The organism is Pseudomonas sp. CIP-10 (assembly GCF_020911845.1).
In the GTDB taxonomy this organism is placed as follows: Bacteria; Pseudomonadota; Gammaproteobacteria; order Pseudomonadales; family Pseudomonadaceae; genus Aquipseudomonas; species Aquipseudomonas alloputida.
This window is the reverse complement of record NZ_CP087160.1, coordinates 5058398-5073248: the sequence shown is the minus strand read 5'-3', so window position 1 is coordinate 5073248 and position 14851 is coordinate 5058398. Positions and strand designations below refer to the sequence as shown.

General features: G+C 61.8%; 16 protein-coding genes. 9 read left to right on the top strand and 7 right to left on the bottom strand.

What is annotated here, in order from left to right; translation table 11 throughout:
- Window positions 1–144: 144 nt before the first annotated feature.
- A complete protein-coding gene (locus LMH93_RS22895) occupies window positions 145–3369 on the top strand; it encodes a hypothetical protein (protein ID WP_230064611.1) in 3225 nt (1074 codons plus the stop codon).
- Here LMH93_RS22895 and LMH93_RS22890 read toward each other — a convergent pair.
- A complete protein-coding gene (locus LMH93_RS22890; protein WP_003251668.1) occupies window positions 3300–4133 on the bottom strand; it encodes an IclR family transcriptional regulator in 834 nt (277 codons plus the stop codon). The two genes, LMH93_RS22895 and LMH93_RS22890, sit on opposite strands and share 70 nt — an antisense overlap.
- A gap of 112 nt (window positions 4134–4245) precedes the next feature.
- Here LMH93_RS22890 and hmgA point away from each other — a divergent pair, with 112 nt between their 5' ends.
- The 3 genes from hmgA to maiA are packed head-to-tail and all read left to right on the top strand — an operon-like array spanning window position 4246 to window position 7488.
- Entirely contained in the window at window positions 4246–5547 is a 1302-nt protein-coding gene (hmgA, locus tag LMH93_RS22885; RefSeq protein ID WP_003251670.1) for a homogentisate 1,2-dioxygenase, read from the top strand.
- A gap of 3 nt (window positions 5548–5550) precedes the next feature.
- Window positions 5551–6843 carry a fumarylacetoacetase gene (gene fahA, locus LMH93_RS22880; protein WP_230064609.1) on the top strand — a complete coding sequence of 431 codons (1293 nt, stop codon included), beginning with the start codon at window positions 5551–5553 and terminating at the stop codon, window positions 6841–6843.
- A 12-nt stretch (window positions 6844–6855) separates the two neighbouring features.
- A complete protein-coding gene (gene maiA, locus LMH93_RS22875) occupies window positions 6856–7488 on the top strand; it encodes a maleylacetoacetate isomerase (RefSeq protein WP_003251674.1) in 633 nt (210 codons plus the stop codon).
- Here the strand turns inward: maiA and LMH93_RS22870 are convergent.
- Window positions 7482–8288, bottom strand: coding sequence for a SirB1 family protein (locus tag LMH93_RS22870; RefSeq protein WP_004575364.1), 807 nt, complete (start codon window positions 8286–8288; stop codon window positions 7482–7484). The genes maiA and LMH93_RS22870 overlap by 7 nt on opposite strands.
- Before the next feature lie 124 nt (window positions 8289–8412).
- Here LMH93_RS22870 and LMH93_RS22865 point away from each other — a divergent pair, with 124 nt between their 5' ends.
- Window positions 8413–9432, top strand: a complete 1020-nt coding sequence (locus LMH93_RS22865; protein WP_003251677.1) for a Leu/Phe/Val dehydrogenase — start codon at window positions 8413–8415, stop codon at window positions 9430–9432.
- Between the two features lie 58 nt (window positions 9433–9490).
- On the opposite strand, the gene LMH93_RS22860 is transcribed toward LMH93_RS22865, so the two are convergent.
- From LMH93_RS22860 to LMH93_RS22850, 3 genes are all read right to left on the bottom strand, one after another.
- The gene (locus LMH93_RS22860; RefSeq protein WP_003251679.1) at window positions 9491–9754 is read right to left on the bottom strand and encodes a YebG family protein; all 264 of its coding nucleotides are present in this window, start codon (window positions 9752–9754) and stop codon (window positions 9491–9493) included.
- A gap of 353 nt (window positions 9755–10107) precedes the next feature.
- A complete protein-coding gene (locus tag LMH93_RS22855) occupies window positions 10108–10371 on the bottom strand; it encodes a DUF3077 domain-containing protein (protein ID WP_003251681.1) in 264 nt (87 codons plus the stop codon).
- 92 nt (window positions 10372–10463) lie between these two features.
- Window positions 10464–10706, bottom strand: a complete 243-nt coding sequence (locus tag LMH93_RS22850) for a hypothetical protein (RefSeq protein WP_003251683.1) — start codon at window positions 10704–10706, stop codon at window positions 10464–10466.
- A 447-nt stretch (window positions 10707–11153) separates the two neighbouring features.
- Between LMH93_RS22850 and LMH93_RS22845 the strand changes: the two genes are divergently transcribed.
- Window positions 11154–11624: a phosphate-starvation-inducible protein PsiE gene (locus LMH93_RS22845; RefSeq protein WP_003251685.1), complete on the top strand. Its 471-nt coding sequence runs from the start codon at window positions 11154–11156 to the stop codon at window positions 11622–11624.
- Between the two features lie 3 nt (window positions 11625–11627).
- Here the strand turns inward: LMH93_RS22845 and LMH93_RS22840 are convergent, their stop codons facing one another.
- On the bottom strand, window positions 11628–11918 hold the full coding sequence (locus LMH93_RS22840) for a DUF3509 domain-containing protein (RefSeq protein WP_003251688.1): 291 nt from the start codon (window positions 11916–11918) through the stop codon (window positions 11628–11630).
- A 121-nt stretch (window positions 11919–12039) separates the two neighbouring features.
- The gene (locus LMH93_RS22835; protein ID WP_003251689.1) at window positions 12040–12387 is read right to left on the bottom strand and encodes an HPF/RaiA family ribosome-associated protein; all 348 of its coding nucleotides are present in this window, start codon (window positions 12385–12387) and stop codon (window positions 12040–12042) included.
- A gap of 256 nt (window positions 12388–12643) precedes the next feature.
- Between LMH93_RS22835 and LMH93_RS22830 the strand changes: the two genes are divergently transcribed.
- Genes LMH93_RS22830 through LMH93_RS22820 form a run of 3 tightly spaced genes read left to right on the top strand, consistent with a single transcriptional unit; the run spans window position 12644 to window position 14849 of the window.
- Window positions 12644–12949 (top strand): DUF3649 domain-containing protein, encoded by a 306-nt coding sequence (locus tag LMH93_RS22830; protein ID WP_003251691.1) that lies wholly within the window; start codon window positions 12644–12646, stop codon window positions 12947–12949.
- Entirely contained in the window at window positions 12946–14523 is a 1578-nt protein-coding gene (locus LMH93_RS22825) for a PepSY-associated TM helix domain-containing protein (protein ID WP_102886052.1), read from the top strand. Before LMH93_RS22830 ends, LMH93_RS22825 begins: the two co-directional genes overlap by 4 nt.
- The gene (locus LMH93_RS22820; RefSeq protein ID WP_004575362.1) at window positions 14523–14849 is read left to right on the top strand and encodes a DUF3325 domain-containing protein; all 327 of its coding nucleotides are present in this window, start codon (window positions 14523–14525) and stop codon (window positions 14847–14849) included. Before LMH93_RS22825 ends, LMH93_RS22820 begins: the two co-directional genes overlap by 1 nt.
- The last annotated feature ends 2 nt before the right edge of the window (window positions 14850–14851 follow it).

Below are 14851 nucleotides of genomic sequence, written 5' to 3'. Positions count from 1 at the left end.
CTTGATCCGTTAGGAAAAATAGCGTCTGTCGACATTCACCTTTACGTTTCAGGCAACAGTGCCAAGTGCGGGGTAAGCTTCCCTGCGCTACTGCCTTTATCATCCGTTCACTCTGCTGCCTCCTTGTATTTTGGAGCGCAGTTCATGTCTTTCGATTTCAATCTCGGCAGCCCCGATTTCGGTGAAGGGTGCCCAGGTGCACGCTCTGTGAAAGAACAGGTGAAGGCCATGATGGCCCACGCCCAGGAGCTGCAACAGCTGATGGCTGCGGTTGCGCAATTGGGCAGCCTGATACCGGAGGCGCATCGACAACAGTTCACCGAGCAGAAGCGTTTGCCGTTGGCGGTTGTCGAGTCGCTTGTGCCGCAAAGGCAGGCGGTTCTTGACCAGTGGTGGGAGCAACAGTCCAGATTAAGTTTGAAACCACTTACCCTGGCGTCCCATTTGATCCAGCTGATGTTTGCTGAAACGCGCCTCAAGGCTCTTACGTTCAAGGCCTGGGAAGCCGGTATCGAGGCCCTTGAGCAGGACGGGGACATAAACAAGCATGAGGTGTATCTGGTTGCCGGAGATTTGCGCTTTCGCTTGCCGGGTGTCGTTGCCAGCCGTCATGACCTCGAACAGAACCCGGACGCACCTGCGGATTTTCTGATTTACAGCTTGGCCAGCGGTTGCTGGTTCGACACTGAACGCGCGCGCGCAGCCAGCGCACTCGCCCCTGCCTTTGCTGAAGGCAGCCCGTTGCGTTGGCTGTTGTCTTCGCAAGAGCGGGCGGCGTTGTCTACGGAGGGTTTGACACTCGATTTCGTGCCGCTGCAAGTGCCACTTCACAGGTATTTCATCCGTGATCTGCGGGCTATCCAGCTTAAGGCCACCCAGCGCAGCCTGCGGATCAAGGTCGATGACGCGCGGCGTCTGGCCCAGCTCGACAGTGCGGCTCGGCTTGAGCCTCTGGTGGCTGCGCTGCAGAAACGTGCGACGCGGCATGTGCGAGCGTACCGCACCAGCCTGCTGCCCGAATGGCGGCGGTTCATGCAGGGTGAGGAACTGCGAGCCTATCGACAACTGGAAGATGACCTGCAGGTGAAGGAGCAGCGTTGCACCGAGCGTCTGGCGCAATGGCGCGACCTGCGCAGCTTCGCCAAGATTCAAGTCAGGCAAGCCCTTGGCCTGGATATCGACCCCGAGCAGGTACGCGTGTGTGTCAGTCACGTCGATGAACCTGAGCAGGTGATGAAACACACCCTGCTCGATTGGGCGTTGAGTGGTGGCTACAGCGGGGGCCAGCTCAAGGTCGAAGTCCTGGGGGAGCGGCACCGTTCATTGTTGGGAAGCACTTCTATCCAGAGCGTGATCGAAGAACTGGATTTGCGCGTGAACTACGTCAAACAGATCCGTACGCTCTATGACGACGCTTTGACCATGGCCGCACTGTGCGAGGTGCTTGATGCGCGGCTGGCGCTGGCCAATCAGGCCGCTCGTCATCAAGGGTTTCACCCGGCTGGGTTCGATCTGCTGCACCACGCACGCCAGGGGAACATGCAGGCCAATGCCATCAGCGCCGGCCTGGTTTGCCTCAATGGTGCGCAAACGCCCTTGAAGGATCTGCTGTGTCTGGTGCAGGGCGATCAGTACTTGCTCTACGCCCCTGGTGCACCAGGAGGCGATTTTCATCTTTTCGATTCACTCCAGGAAATGGCGCTCGAAATCGGTAGTTGGACCTTGTGGCCGGTAGGCAGTGAGTACCTGCTGGGGCAATGCTCGCGGGCCCAGCATGATTCGCTCAAACGCCATTTGCGCAAGGTCGAGATGCTGCCCACCGACTGGTCCATGCACAGCGTGACGCTCGCGCCGATCAAGTCGCAGCAGTGGCTGGATGTGCTCAATGCCCTGGCCAGGCGCAAGATCACTGCCCTGATCGAGGACCAGCAGGCCACCACGCCAAGCTGGTTCATCAACGCCAGTCGTGCCGAGCAGCAGGCACTGGTTGATATCGATCAACTGCTCAAGCTGGCGCAGGCCAGGTACCAGTCGCTGATGAAGATGCCGAGTTTTCGCACCTTCGCCCATCGACAGGTGACGGAAAAAATCAACTCATACCCGGGCAATCGCGGCGGCCCAATCAACCCGGATCAGGTATTGATAACGCTGGAAGAGGATGCCATTCGCACACTGACACAGACTGTCATCAAAGGTTATCCCACGTATTACAATTTCTCCGACTTTGCCCGCATCACCTCGGCTACCGGTCAGGATATCTCGCACCTGAGCCCGGCGCTGCTGGGGAGCTACATTCGTGCTGCCGACCTGGGCACCAAGTACATCGAAGAAGTGAAAGCGCAGTTACTCGACCGCTCCAGGCCGGAATATGAAAGGCTCAGGCAGTGTTATCGCACGCTCTTTGCTTTGAAGATCAGGCGTGCCGTGCTCAGCGAGAAACTTCAGGGAAGCTTGTCGGGCCGCCATGCGCAGTGGCTGGAATCGGTGATCGACACTTTTTCGGGGACCTCGATCGACGCGACGTGCAACCTTTATCCGTTGTGGATAGACGATTGCCCTGTTCAAGGTGCCTACCTGCTGAAGCATGCTCGTGACCGCGAGCTTGAGCCCTTGGTCTATCTGCCAGAAATCGAGCAAGGCCCCACGCTGCGGACCCTCAGCGAGCTGGCAAGGACTTGGCGTGAGCACGACTTGGCAGGTTATTGCCAAGACCGCGTGCCGTTATCGAACCAGTCGCGCTTGAACGCATGGATCGAAGAGCAACTGCGCGCCGGGGATGGCATTGAGCTGGTGCTGGACGCCGTTGCCCGAGGCAGGGGCGTGCGGCCGCCGATAGGGGAGACCGGGCGTATCGGCGATCCTGTCCAGGACCTGGAGAAACGTATCAGGCGGATGATCAACGAAGCCGCTGAAGACAGCGCCGACGCTGCCGAGCGTATTTCGGCCGTGGTGGTGGAGTGGGGGATCGTACTGGCCGGCATCCTCACCGTGCCGTTTCCGCCGGCGGCTATGGCCGTCGGGCTGTTCTGTGCGGCCAGGTCCTTTGTCACCGGGGCCATCGCGTGGAGCGATGGCGACCGTTCCGCCGCCTTGCTGTCGTTCGCGGCGGGGGTTGCAGGAACGGTGGCTTCCACGGGGGTTTTGGCGCGGCTGTTCGGTGCCGCGCAGAAATACATCACCGTACTTTCTCGTGCAGAGGTGTCGCAGCCCACGGCCTTCTCGCGTGTGATCGGGCGGCTATGCGATGACTACGGCGATTTGGTGAGCGAGGTGGCACCCGCCCTTTATGACGGCTTCTCTCAGGAACTGCTCTGGCTCGTCGAGGAGGAAACACAAGACGTCGAAGCGCAGTGTGGGTTGCCCGCGTAACCCATGCGCCAGCTCACGGTTCGTGCGGCCGTGAGCAGGCGCTGCGCCGCCGGCCCATGTTCATCGGCATGGAAGATCGACGTCGGCCCGACCACAGTCATCACCGCCGCAATCTGCCCCAGGGCGTTGAATACTGGCGCTGACAGCGCATCCACCCCCGGCATCAGCAGGCCATGCACATGGTGCAGGCCCTGTTCGCGAATGCCGGCCAGCAGTGTGTCGTAGTCACTGGCGGTTTGTTGCAAAGCGGCCAGTTCCCTGTCGCGCAGCTCCTGGGTTTCTCGCTCGGGCAGGTAGGCGGCGAATACCAGCCCGGTGGACGAGCTGAGCAACGGCAGCACCGAACCGATCTGGGTCACCACGGTGACTGCGCGCACGGCAGGTTCGATGCTTACCACCGTGGCCCCCTGGTTGCCCCACACAGCGATGAAGCAGCTTTCGTTGAGCTCATCTCGCAACTGCGACAACGGCATTGCCGCCACCTTCAGCACATCGATGCTGCCCAGCGCCGCCAGCCCCACCCGCAATGCCTCGCGCCCCAGCCCGTAATGGTTGGTGGCCGCATCCTGTTCGGCAAAACCACTCGCAATCAGCGCCTGCAGGTAGCGATGCACTTTGCTTGCAGGCATCTGCACGTGCTCGGCCAGGCGTGATAGTGAAGTCGAGGGTGAGAGTTCGGCGAGGGCCTTGAGGATGTCGGTGCCGACTTCCGCCGAGCGGACCTTCTGCTTGCCGGTGTCGGTGGGGGAGCTGGCTTTGGCCATGGGAGGGGAGGTTCCGGATTTATCGTGTCGCCTTTATAGCTTGACGCCTTGAGCGGAGCAAATTACGTTATTCGTAATCTGATTACGATAAAAACAAAATCCGGAGGCATCGATGAACCGCGACACGTCGCCCGACCTTCACTACCTGAGCGGCTTCGGCAACGAATTCGCCAGCGAAGCATTGCCCGGGGCGCTGCCTGTCGGGCAGAACTCCCCGCAGAAGGCCCCGTATGGCCTGTATGCCGAGCTGCTGTCGGGCACGGCGTTCACCATGGCCCGTAGCGAGTTGCGCCGTACCTGGCTGTACCGCATTCGTCCCTCTGCCTTGCACCCACGCTTCGAGCGCCTGGCGCGCCAGCCGCTCGGCGGGCCACTGGGTGGCATCAACCCCAACCGCCTGCGCTGGAGCCCGCAGCCGATTCCTGCTGAACCGACCGATTTCATCGAAGGTTGGCTGCCCATGGCTGCCAACGCCGCAGCGGAAAAACCGGCTGGCGTGAGCATCTACATCTACTGCGCCAACCGTTCCATGGAACGGGTGTTCTTCAACGCGGACGGTGAGCTACTGCTGGTGCCGGAACAGGGCCGCCTGCGCATCGCCACCGAACTGGGCGTGATGGAGGTCGAACCGCTGGAAATTGCGGTGATCCCACGTGGCATGAAGTTCCGCGTCGAACTGCTCGACGGCCAGGCCCGTGGCTATATCGCGGAAAACCACGGTGCGCCGCTGCGCCTGCCGGACCTGGGCCCGATCGGCAGCAACGGCCTGGCCAACCCCCGTGACTTCCTCACGCCCGTGGCCCACTACGAAGAAGCCGAAGGCCCGGTGCAACTGGTACAGAAGTTCCTGGGTGAACACTGGGCTTGCGAGCTGCAGCACTCGCCACTGGACGTTGTGGCCTGGCATGGCAGCAACGTGCCGTACAAGTATGACCTGCGCCGCTTCAACACCATCGGCACCGTCAGCTTCGACCACCCGGACCCCTCGATTTTCACCGTGCTCACCTCGCCAACCAGCGTGCATGGCATGGCCAACATGGACTTCGTGATTTTCCCGCCACGCTGGATGGTGGCCGAGAACACCTTCCGTCCGCCATGGTTCCACCGCAACCTGATGAACGAGTTCATGGGCCTGATCAATGGCGCCTACGACGCCAAGGCCGAGGGCTTCCTGCCGGGTGGTGCCTCGTTGCACGGGGTGATGAGTGCCCATGGCCCCGACGCTGAAACCTGTGAAAAGGCCATTGCCGCTGACCTGGCACCGCACAAGATCGACAACACCATGGCCTTCATGTTCGAGACCAGCCAGGTGTTGCGCCCGAGCCTGCAAGCCCTTGAATGCCCGCAATTGCAGGCCGACTACGATAGTTGCTGGGCGACCTTGCCGAGCACCTTCAACCCGAACCGGAGATAACCCATGAACCACACTGCCAATGCCCGTAGTTGGGTCGAGCACGCCAACGGGCACAGCGACTTCCCGCTGCAGAACCTGCCCTTGGGCATCTTCAGCCGGCCGGGTGAAGCCAGGCGCTGTGGCGTGGCGATCGGCGACGCGATCCTCGACCTGGAGGCGGTGCTGGCCGCCGGCCTGTTCGACGGGGCGGCCAAGGCCGCCGTTGAAGCCACCCGCGGCGGGGCTTTGAACGCCTTCTTCGCTTTGGGCCGCAATGCCCGCGTAGCCCTGCGCGAGCGTTTGCAGGTGCTGCTCGATGAGCACAGCGAACACCAGGCGGCCTTGAAGCCGGCGTTGTTCCCGGCCAGTGACTGCCAGCTGCACGTGCCGGCGCAGATCGGTGACTACACCGATTTCTACGTAGGCATCGAGCATGCGAAGAATGTGGGCAAACTGTTCCGCCCCGACAACCCACTGCTGCCCAACTACAAGTACGTGCCGATCGGTTATCACGGCCGCGCCTCCACCATCCGGCCGTCCGGCACCGACGTGCGCCGGCCCAAGGGCCAAACCCTGCCGGCCGGGCATACCGAGCCGAGCTTCGGCCCTTGCGCTCGTCTGGACTACGAACTGGAACTGGGTATCTGGATTGGCCAGGGCAATGACATGGGCCAGGCAATTCAAGTAGGCGATGCCGCCGAGCACGTAGCCGGCCTGTGCCTGCTCAACGATTGGTCGGCGCGCGATATCCAGGCTTGGGAATACCAGCCACTGGGGCCGTTCTTGTCCAAGAGCTTCATCACCACCATTTCGCCTTGGGTGGTCACCGCCGAAGCGTTGGAGCCGTTCCGCTGTGCTCAGCCGGCACGCCCCGAAGGTGACCCGCAGCCGCTGTCGTACCTGCTGGACAAGCGCGACCAGGCCAGTGGTGCATTTGATATCGAACTCGAAGTGCTGTTGCTGACTGAGCGCATGCGTGAGCAGGGCATTGCCCCGCACCGCCTGACCCTGAGCAACACCCGCAGCATGTACTGGACCGTGGCGCAACTGGTGGCGCATCACAGCGTCAACGGCTGCCAGCTGCAGCCGGGTGACCTGTTCGGTTCGGGCACGCTGTCGGGCGCCACGCCGGGATCGTTCGGTAGCCTGCTGGAGATCACCGAAGGCGGCAAACTGCCGGTCGAGCTGGCCAGCGGCGAGGTGCGCAAATTCCTCGAAGACGGCGACGAAATCATCCTGCGTGCCCGCTGCACACGTGACGGCGTAGCCAGCATCGGTTTCGGTGAATGCCGCGGCACGGTCATCGCAGCCAACTGAGGAGGCAGGGGTATGGAGCTGTACACCTATTACCGTTCCACCTCGTCCTACCGGGTGCGCATTGCCCTTGCACTGAAGGGGCTGGCTTACCAGTCCCTGCCGGTCAACCTGCTGCAGGGTGAGCAGCGCGGCGAGGGCTATGTAGCCGTCAACCCGCAGGGCCGCGTACCGGCCTTGCGCACCGACGGTGGTGAGGTGCTGGTGCAGTCGCCGGCGATCATCGAGTACCTGGAAGAGGTTTATCCACAGCCTGCGTTGCTGCCAGCCACCGCCGAGGCACGGGCCAAGGTACGTGGGGTGGCGGCCATCATTGGTTGCGACATTCATCCGCTGCACAACGTCAGTGTGCTCAACCGGCTGCGCCAGGCCGGTCAGGATGAGGGGCAGGTCAACCAGTGGATCGGCCACTGGATCAGCCAAGGGCTCGCGGCAGTGGAGCAACTGATTGGCGATCACGGTTTCTGCTTTGGCGACACGCCAGGGCTGGCGGATGTGTACCTGATCCCGCAGTTGTACGCGGCCGAACGCTTCAACATCGACCTCGACAGCTTCCCGCGCATCCTGCGGGTTGCCGCACTGGCGGCCGCGCACCCGGCGTTCGCCAAGGCCCACCCCGCCCAGCAGCCGGACAGCCCGGCTCAGTGAAGTGAACGGTTCGTCGCCGGAAGCTTGCCGATTCGCTCGGACAGCTTCAGGCGCTGGACCGGGTCTTCCGTCAGCAGTAACGCATGCTCCAGGTCGAAGCGCTCGGCCTGTGGGCAATCCAGATGATGGTAGAGCGAGGCGCGGGTCATGTAGTCGCTCACCTGCACCGGGCCCAACTGCATGATGCGCTCTGCGTCGATCAACGCCGCCAGGTGGTTGTCGTTACTGATGTGCAGTTGGCGCAGGTTGCGTGACAGGCGTTGCAGCATCTGCAGCGGGCTGGCGCTGCGCAGGTGCTCGGCGGTCAGCGCCAGGTGCGGGCCGAACTGGCGCGCCAGCAATTCGCGGCAGTCGCTGGGGTACAGGCGCCGGCCGCCGCAGGGATCGAGCAGGTGGTCGGCACCCGGCACGCGCAGCAGGAAATGGCCAGGGAAGCCCACACCCTCCAGCGGTATGGACAGGCGCCTGGCCAGTTCCAACGCGAGGATGGCCAGGGTCAGTGGTTGGCCGCGGCGGCGCTGCAGTACCTTGTCCATCATCGCCGCATGGGGGCGCAAGGGGTGATATTCATCCTGCTGAAAGCCCAGCGCATTGAGCTGGCGCAGCAGTGGCTGGGCCAGTTCGCATAGTGGAAGCATCGGCAGGTTGGCGCTTATCTCGCGCTGCAGGTCGTGCAGCGCAGCAAGGCTGGCCGCGGGCTCGACACCCGGGTCGTGCTCGGCAGCAATCCACAATGCGGCTTCCAGCAGGTCGACAGGCTCGCGTTCCAGGCAGGCCAGGCAGGCTTGACGTGGCTTCATGGGGCATCTCCACACACGTTTGAGTATTAGCCGTGGCGCGTGGTTTCGTCCAGTGGTCCGGCGGCGGCGTCAAGGCTGAGGCCGTGCCTATACTGGAAGGAGCACCTCGTAGGGGAGCCGGTCGATGTTCGCGCTGATGCAAAGCACCCGTACCCAGTCACTGCACCTGTTCAATGACCCGCCTACGGGCCTGAAAGCCGTTGTGGCAATCCACAGTGAGCATTTGGGCCCGGCCATGGGGGGGTGCCGCTACCTGCCTTACGCCGATGACGAAAGCGCCATGACCGACGCGATTCGCCTGGCCCAGGGCATGAGCTACAAGGCAGCACTGGCCGGCTTACCGATGGGGGGGGGCAAAGCGGTGATCATGCGCAACCCGCATGTGGAAAACCGCGCCGCGCTGTTCGAGGCCTTTGGCCGCTTCATCGATACCTTGCATGGGCGCTTCATCATCGCCGTGGACAGTGGCACCTCGACCTTGGACATGGACTGCATTGCCCACAGCACGCCCTACGTGACCAGCACCACTGCGTCGGGCGACCCATCGCCACATGCGGCGATGGGAGTGTTCGCGGGCATACGTGCCACAACCTCGTTCCGGCTGGGCAGCGATGACCTGAGAGGCTTGCGGGTAGCGGTGCAGGGGTTGGGCAATGTCGGTTATGCACTGGCGGAGCAATTGCATGCGGTGGGCGCGGAGCTGCTGGTCAGCGACCTGGACCCGGGGCGGGTGCGGCTGGCGATGGAGCAGTTCGATGCCAAACCGGTGACCAACGATGCGTTGATCAGTACCCCTTGCGATATCTTTGCACCCTGCGGCGTGGGCCCGGTACTGAACGGGCAGAGCGTGATGCAACTGCGTTGTGCGGCAGTGGCGGGGGCGGCCAACAACCAGCTGACGACCTTGCAGGTGGCAGACCAGCTGGAGTCGCGCGGCATATTGTATGCACCTGACTACGTGATCAATGCCGGTGGGCTGATCTATGTGGCACTCACCCACCGTGGCGAAGACCAAGGCACCATTACTGCGCACCTGGCGCGGATTCCTTCACGGCTGACCGAAGTGTTTGGCCATGCGCAGGCGGAGAAGCGTTCGCCGGCAAGGGTGGCGCAGATGTTGGCGGAGCGGTTGTTGTATGGCTGAAGGTTGCTGATGGCGTTGTTGCCCACTTCGCCGGTAAACCCGCACACCTCGGGCGATATCACTCGGCAGCAGTACCCTCAAGCAATTCGGCCAACGCATCCGGCTGGCTTTTGAACGCCCGAGCGAACACATCGCGGTTCTTCGCCATGTAGATACCGGCTTCCTCGACCTGCTGCTCGGTCAGCGACGGCACCGCCTTGTGCAGCACTTCGGCCAGGCGCTCGGCCAGTTCGAGCATTTTGTCGTGACGGTCTGCTTCGGCCTTATCCATGAACAAGCGCTCCGGGTCGCGGCTGCTGCGGTACACCACTTCGACGGCCATTCATCACCTCTATGCCTTTTTGCTGGTTGTGTTGCGGTTTACTGTATCTATATACAGTAATGGCAATGCTGGTTGGTTCGCAAGCAGAAATTGTAGCGTGGCACAGACCGAGCGCTGCGCGCGCACCTTTGCCAGGAACAATTGGCCAAACAGATGTAGGAGCGGGCTTGCCCGCGAATGCGGTGGCGGCTGCGACGGTGAATGACCGGGAGATATTGGCCGGCAGGTCCGGCTTATTCGCGGGTAAACCCGCTCCTACAATGGTGCGCCGCGCGGGCGGGGCTCGATCTCACAGGCGCTGAAACTGCTGCGGCAAACACATAGAGGCCTTCATCCAACCTGAAGCGAAATCCTCATTGCTTCATGCCCAACTCGGCATCATCCATCAGCGCCTTGGCCATGGCACTCAGATAATGGGCGGCCCATATCATCATGGGCTTCTCCTCCATCAGGCCAGTGATGGTCAATTCACGCACATAGCCCATCAATTCCGACGACTGCTCGCGGGCGTCCCTGCAGGGGATGCCGGGCTCGATGCGGAACAGTGGATGGGTGCTGTTTTCGCCTTGATAGAAAGTGGTCTTGCCGACGGTGAATTGGGTGTCTTCTGTTGTCATTGTTCAATCCCCTGAAGTTTCTCGAGTGCCTGGCCGCCCGTTTCACGGGCGAGCCCGCGAAGAGGCCGGCCCTCCCGGCACATTAACCAGCCTTAGTGCGAAGTCCTGGGCTCAGCGTGCATCTGCACCTGAACCAGTGCCGACTCAAGCAGAGCCCGCAGCGCCTCCAGCTCATGCATCGAGGTCATCATCAGGATCGAAACCGGTGACTTGGGCTGAAGCAGCAACGCCTGATGCACCACGGTGGCTGCGCACAACGCGTAGTCGGTGGCCTGGATCAGGGTGTCTTCGAGGGAATGGGGGTTATGGGGTGGATCGGGAACTACTTTCAGCATGGTGAAGGCCTGTTCAAAGTTGGGGCCACCACCTCCTGCTGTCAAACAATGAGGCGGCAGCTGTACATGGGTTGACAGACCGGTGAACAGAACCAAAAGCCGGCGCACACGAGGTGCCCCATGACAGCTGCCATAAAGGCAAAGCCATGTGGTTAGTTCAGGGCGGCCTGTCAAAGCCGGTCGCTGATTGGCAGCGACGACCCCAGACTAGTGCGCATGCCCGAACGCCACAATGGCAGGGAGTATCTTTGGGAAATGCCCTACAAGGAAGGGGTTAAATCTGATTTTTCCCCAAGCACGGCGTGCTTTTTTGCAATGCGCCACGCCTCAAGGTGTCTTGCGGCAATCGGTCGCCTTCCAAGACAGGGGCTTGGCCCTTTAACTGCATGGCACAAGCGTCACATCAGCGACGCATCATCCTTAAGACGTATCGGGGAATGGAACATCGTGAACATCAAATGGGCAGAAAAACTGCGCAAGGGCCTGCACGGCTCGGCCGACTCGCTGGGCAACCTGTGCGTCGAGGCGTTCCATTACCTGGCGCTGTTCGGCATTGGCGCGATCACCGCCTACGCGGCGGTGGTGACGTTCCTGGACATGCTGGGCAAGGGCGGGATCAGTGTCGATGACATCCTGCTGTTGTTCATCTACCTGGAGCTGGGGGCGATGGTGGGGATCTACTTCAAGACCAACCACATGCCGATCCGCTTCCTGCTGTACGTGGCAATCACCGCGCTCACTCGCCTGCTGATCGGCGATGTTTCGCACCACAAGGCACCCGATGAAGGGCTGTTGTACCTGTGCGGCGGCATCCTGCTGCTGGCGTTCTCGATCCTGGTGGTGCGCTACGCTTCGTACCGCTACCCCTCGACCAAGGTGCTGGACGCCAACGGCAAGGCAGTGGAGGAGGGCAAGTAGCCCTCAGTTGGCAATGAAATGGCGCGGCTCGTGGCGGGCGTCACGGGTCAGCGCGGCCAGCACTTGCAGGGGGTTCTGGCTGAGTTCGATCGCAAGGCCCAGGCGGATGCTGTCGATCACCCGTTGCAGGCGCACCGGGTCGTTGCGTTGGGCCGGGGTGATGAGGCGCTTGGCGACCACGCCGGCGTCGTCGGACAGGGTCAGCATGATGCTGCCGTCGAGGTTTGCAATGCTCAGGTTCACCCGGTATTCGGGGGCGAATGCAGCACTGATTCGTTCGAATGGGTTGTTCATGGTCTTGCTTCTGCGGTGAGTGAATGCAGAGGTTGACCGGGACGTTCGCACGTTGGTTCAGCGCCATTGATCGGCACAAACGAAAACGCCCGGCTCAAGGCCGGGCGTTTTGCATTGCCGATCAGGCGTCCGGGTCACTCAGTTCCAAGACGCCGCGCTTGCTGCGCAGCTTGCCGTAGAAGTGCTCCAGCGCGTGATTGAGCTTGGTGGCGGCACCGTCGACTGCCTGGTCCAGCGAACTGGCGGTGTGGGTCACGGAAATCGGTTGGTGGCCTTTCGGGCGAGCCTCCATCTGGCAGCGTTTGTCATGCGGTCCGGGCTTGACGCCGTTCTCGTCGCGCAGGTGAACCTCGATGCGGGTGAGGTCTTCTTCGTAACGTTCCAGCGAGTTCTGCAGTGTGCTGCGGACCCACTGGTCGAGCCGGGCGTTACCGTCGAAATCGTTGCTGCTGTTGACCTGGATTTGCATGATTCAATCCTTATTCAGCTTGCTCGCATGGAGACGCGCCTAGGCCCTTGAGACCCTTGGAATTTCTGCGCCTCTTGACTCTAAGGTCAGGCAACTGCGGAATGAATTCAAGCCCTTTTTGAAAATAAATTTCTTGTTGCAAATGGGCTTACCGTGACGCGTGGCTCGTACGGCCAAATGGGTAGCGGGGGCTGGGCTTTGCTTATGAGAATTGAAATCATTATTATTGCAGCCCCAAGAACGCCCGGACCTCGCCATGACGCGCAAAACCGCCGGCCTCCCGCTCAGCTATCGCCTGGCCGTGACATCCCGTAGCCTGGCCGCGCTGCTGGGCGGCTATCTGCTGGCGTCCCTCGCGAGCGTCTGTATTGCCTTGCTGGCGCCACTGCCCAAGGTCGATGCCACGCTCACCGGCCTGCTGCTGTCGTTCGTCTTCTACCTGCTGGCGTTCATCTGGTGTTTCGCCTGCCGCAGCGCCTGGCGTGCCTGGTTGGGCGTATTGGCGCCAAGCCTGCTGCTGGGCGTGATCAGCGGCGTTGCCTACTGGATGAAAAACGCATGAAAGAAGGCTTCCGCCAGGCCATGGCCTGGCTGCACACCTGGACCGGCCTGATCTTCGGCTGGCTGTTGTTCGCCATCTTCCTTACCGGCACGCTGTCGTACTTCAAGGAAGAAATCACTCATTGGTCGCAGCCTGAAGTGCGCAGCCATGCCCTGGACCCGATCAATAGCCTGGCGGTAGCTCAACGTTACCTGCAGGACAATGCAGGGCATTCGAGTACCTGGTTCATTCGCATGCCGAACGAACGGGAGGCCGCCTTGAGTGTGGGCTACCGCGACCCCAGTGGCGGCCCGCGTGGCTTTGTCAGGAAAACCCTCGATACCCAGACCGGCCAGCCGGTGGACGCACGTGACAGCCGCGGTGGTGAGTTCTTCTACCGCTTCCACTTCCAGCTTCAGATGCCTTACCCGGTTGGCCGTTGGCTCTCGACGTTCTGCGCTTTCATCATGCTGCTGGGGTTGGTCACCGGCATCATTACCCACAAGAAGATCTTCAAGGAGTTCTTCACCTTCCGCCCTGGCAAGGGGCAGCGTTCCTGGCTGGACGGGCACAATGCCATCGGCGTGCTGGTGCTGCCGTTCCACCTGATGATCAGCTACAGCAGCCTGGTGCTGTTCATGTACATGGTGATGCCGGCGGGCATCATGGCCAGCTACGGCAATGACACCGACAAGTACTTCAATGACCTGTTTGGCCGCAACGATGCGGCCAAGGCGGCCCAAGTGGCCACGCCGCTGGTAGCGTTGCCGAGCCTGTACGCCAAGGTGCAGGCGCTGCAGCCGGGGGCGCGTGTTGGCAGCATCCAGGTGCAAAACCCGGGCGACAGCAATGCCCGCGTCACCTTCACCCAATCGGCAGCCGACCACGTAGCTTATCGGCGTAGCGCCAACTGGACATTCGATGGGGCCAGTGGTGCGCTGTTGAGCCAGGGCAAGCCGGAGAGCGGTTTAATGATGACCGCCTTCAGTTTCGCCGGCCTGCACATGGGTAACTTTGCCGGGCCTTGGCTGCGCTGGCTGTATTTCTTCTTTGGTGTGGCCGGTACGGCGGTGATTGGTACCGGGTTGGTGATGTGGTTGGGCAAGCGCCAGCTCAAGCACGCCAAGAGCGGAGCTGTGCCAGGGGAGCTGCGCCTGGTCGAAGTGCTCAATATGGCCAGCATGAGTGGCTTGTTGCTGGCGGTGGCGAGCTTCTTCTGGGCCAACCGCCTGGTGCCCATGGCTGTCGAAGGCCGGGCCGACTGGGAGGTCAATGCTTTCTTCATCGCCTGGGGCCTGTCGCTGGTGCACGCCGTGCTGCGTAGCGGGCGCAAGGCCTGGGGCGAGCAACTGGTGCTAGGCGCGCTGGCCTTCGCGCTGCTGCCGTTGCTCAATGGCCTGACGACTGACCGGGGCTTGAACCATTCGGTACTGGAGGGTGACTGGGCCATGGCCGGCTTCGATCTGACAGCCTTGGGGACTGGCCTGTTTCTGGCCTGGCTGGCCCACAAGATGCTGGCCAGCCCAACCCCCGTAGCCAAGCGCGCGGCGCGTGCGACAAAAAAGTCGAGCATTGAAACGGTGGAGGTGAGCTGATGCTGGGTAACGCACTGATTGCCTTTGCGGGCTTCGTTGCCCTGTGCCTGGCGATGGAAAAGCACTTCAGCGACTTGCTCGGGCGCAAGCCAAGCCCCAGGCACTTGCTCCTGTTACGTGTTGCAGGTTGGCTGCTGCTGATGCTGTCGCTGGTGCTCAGCGTGTACCTGCGTGGCTGGGCCCTCGGCCTGGTGGAGTGGACCGCAGTGATGATGGCCGGGGTAACACTGTGGGTGTTCGGCCTGCCGTACCAGCCTCGTCTGCTGCTGGGCCTGGCTGCCGTCAGCGTGGTGCTGGGCCCCATGCTGGCCGTATCTGCTGCGTGATC

Coding starts and splice junctions, on each gene's coding strand:
- LMH93_RS22895 (WP_230064611.1), top strand. CDS start 145: ATGTCTTTCGATTTCAATCTCGGCAGCCCCGATTTCGGTGAAGGGTGC.
- LMH93_RS22890 (WP_003251668.1), bottom strand. CDS start 4,133: ATGGCCAAAGCCAGCTCCCCCACCGACACCGGCAAGCAGAAGGTCCGC.
- hmgA (WP_003251670.1), top strand. CDS start 4,246: ATGAACCGCGACACGTCGCCCGACCTTCACTACCTGAGCGGCTTCGGC.
- fahA (WP_230064609.1), top strand. CDS start 5,551: ATGAACCACACTGCCAATGCCCGTAGTTGGGTCGAGCACGCCAACGGG.
- maiA (WP_003251674.1), top strand. CDS start 6,856: ATGGAGCTGTACACCTATTACCGTTCCACCTCGTCCTACCGGGTGCGC.
- LMH93_RS22870 (WP_004575364.1), bottom strand. CDS start 8,288: ATGAAGCCACGTCAAGCCTGCCTGGCCTGCCTGGAACGCGAGCCTGTC.
- LMH93_RS22865 (WP_003251677.1), top strand. CDS start 8,413: ATGTTCGCGCTGATGCAAAGCACCCGTACCCAGTCACTGCACCTGTTC.
- LMH93_RS22860 (WP_003251679.1), bottom strand. CDS start 9,754: ATGGCCGTCGAAGTGGTGTACCGCAGCAGCCGCGACCCGGAGCGCTTG.
- LMH93_RS22855 (WP_003251681.1), bottom strand. CDS start 10,371: ATGACAACAGAAGACACCCAATTCACCGTCGGCAAGACCACTTTCTAT.
- LMH93_RS22850 (WP_003251683.1), bottom strand. CDS start 10,706: ATGCTGAAAGTAGTTCCCGATCCACCCCATAACCCCCATTCCCTCGAA.
- LMH93_RS22840 (WP_003251688.1), bottom strand. CDS start 11,918: ATGAACAACCCATTCGAACGAATCAGTGCTGCATTCGCCCCCGAATAC.
- LMH93_RS22835 (WP_003251689.1), bottom strand. CDS start 12,387: ATGCAAATCCAGGTCAACAGCAGCAACGATTTCGACGGTAACGCCCGG.
- LMH93_RS22830 (WP_003251691.1), top strand. CDS start 12,644: ATGACGCGCAAAACCGCCGGCCTCCCGCTCAGCTATCGCCTGGCCGTG.
- LMH93_RS22825 (WP_102886052.1), top strand. CDS start 12,946: ATGAAAGAAGGCTTCCGCCAGGCCATGGCCTGGCTGCACACCTGGACC.
- LMH93_RS22820 (WP_004575362.1), top strand. CDS start 14,523: ATGCTGGGTAACGCACTGATTGCCTTTGCGGGCTTCGTTGCCCTGTGC.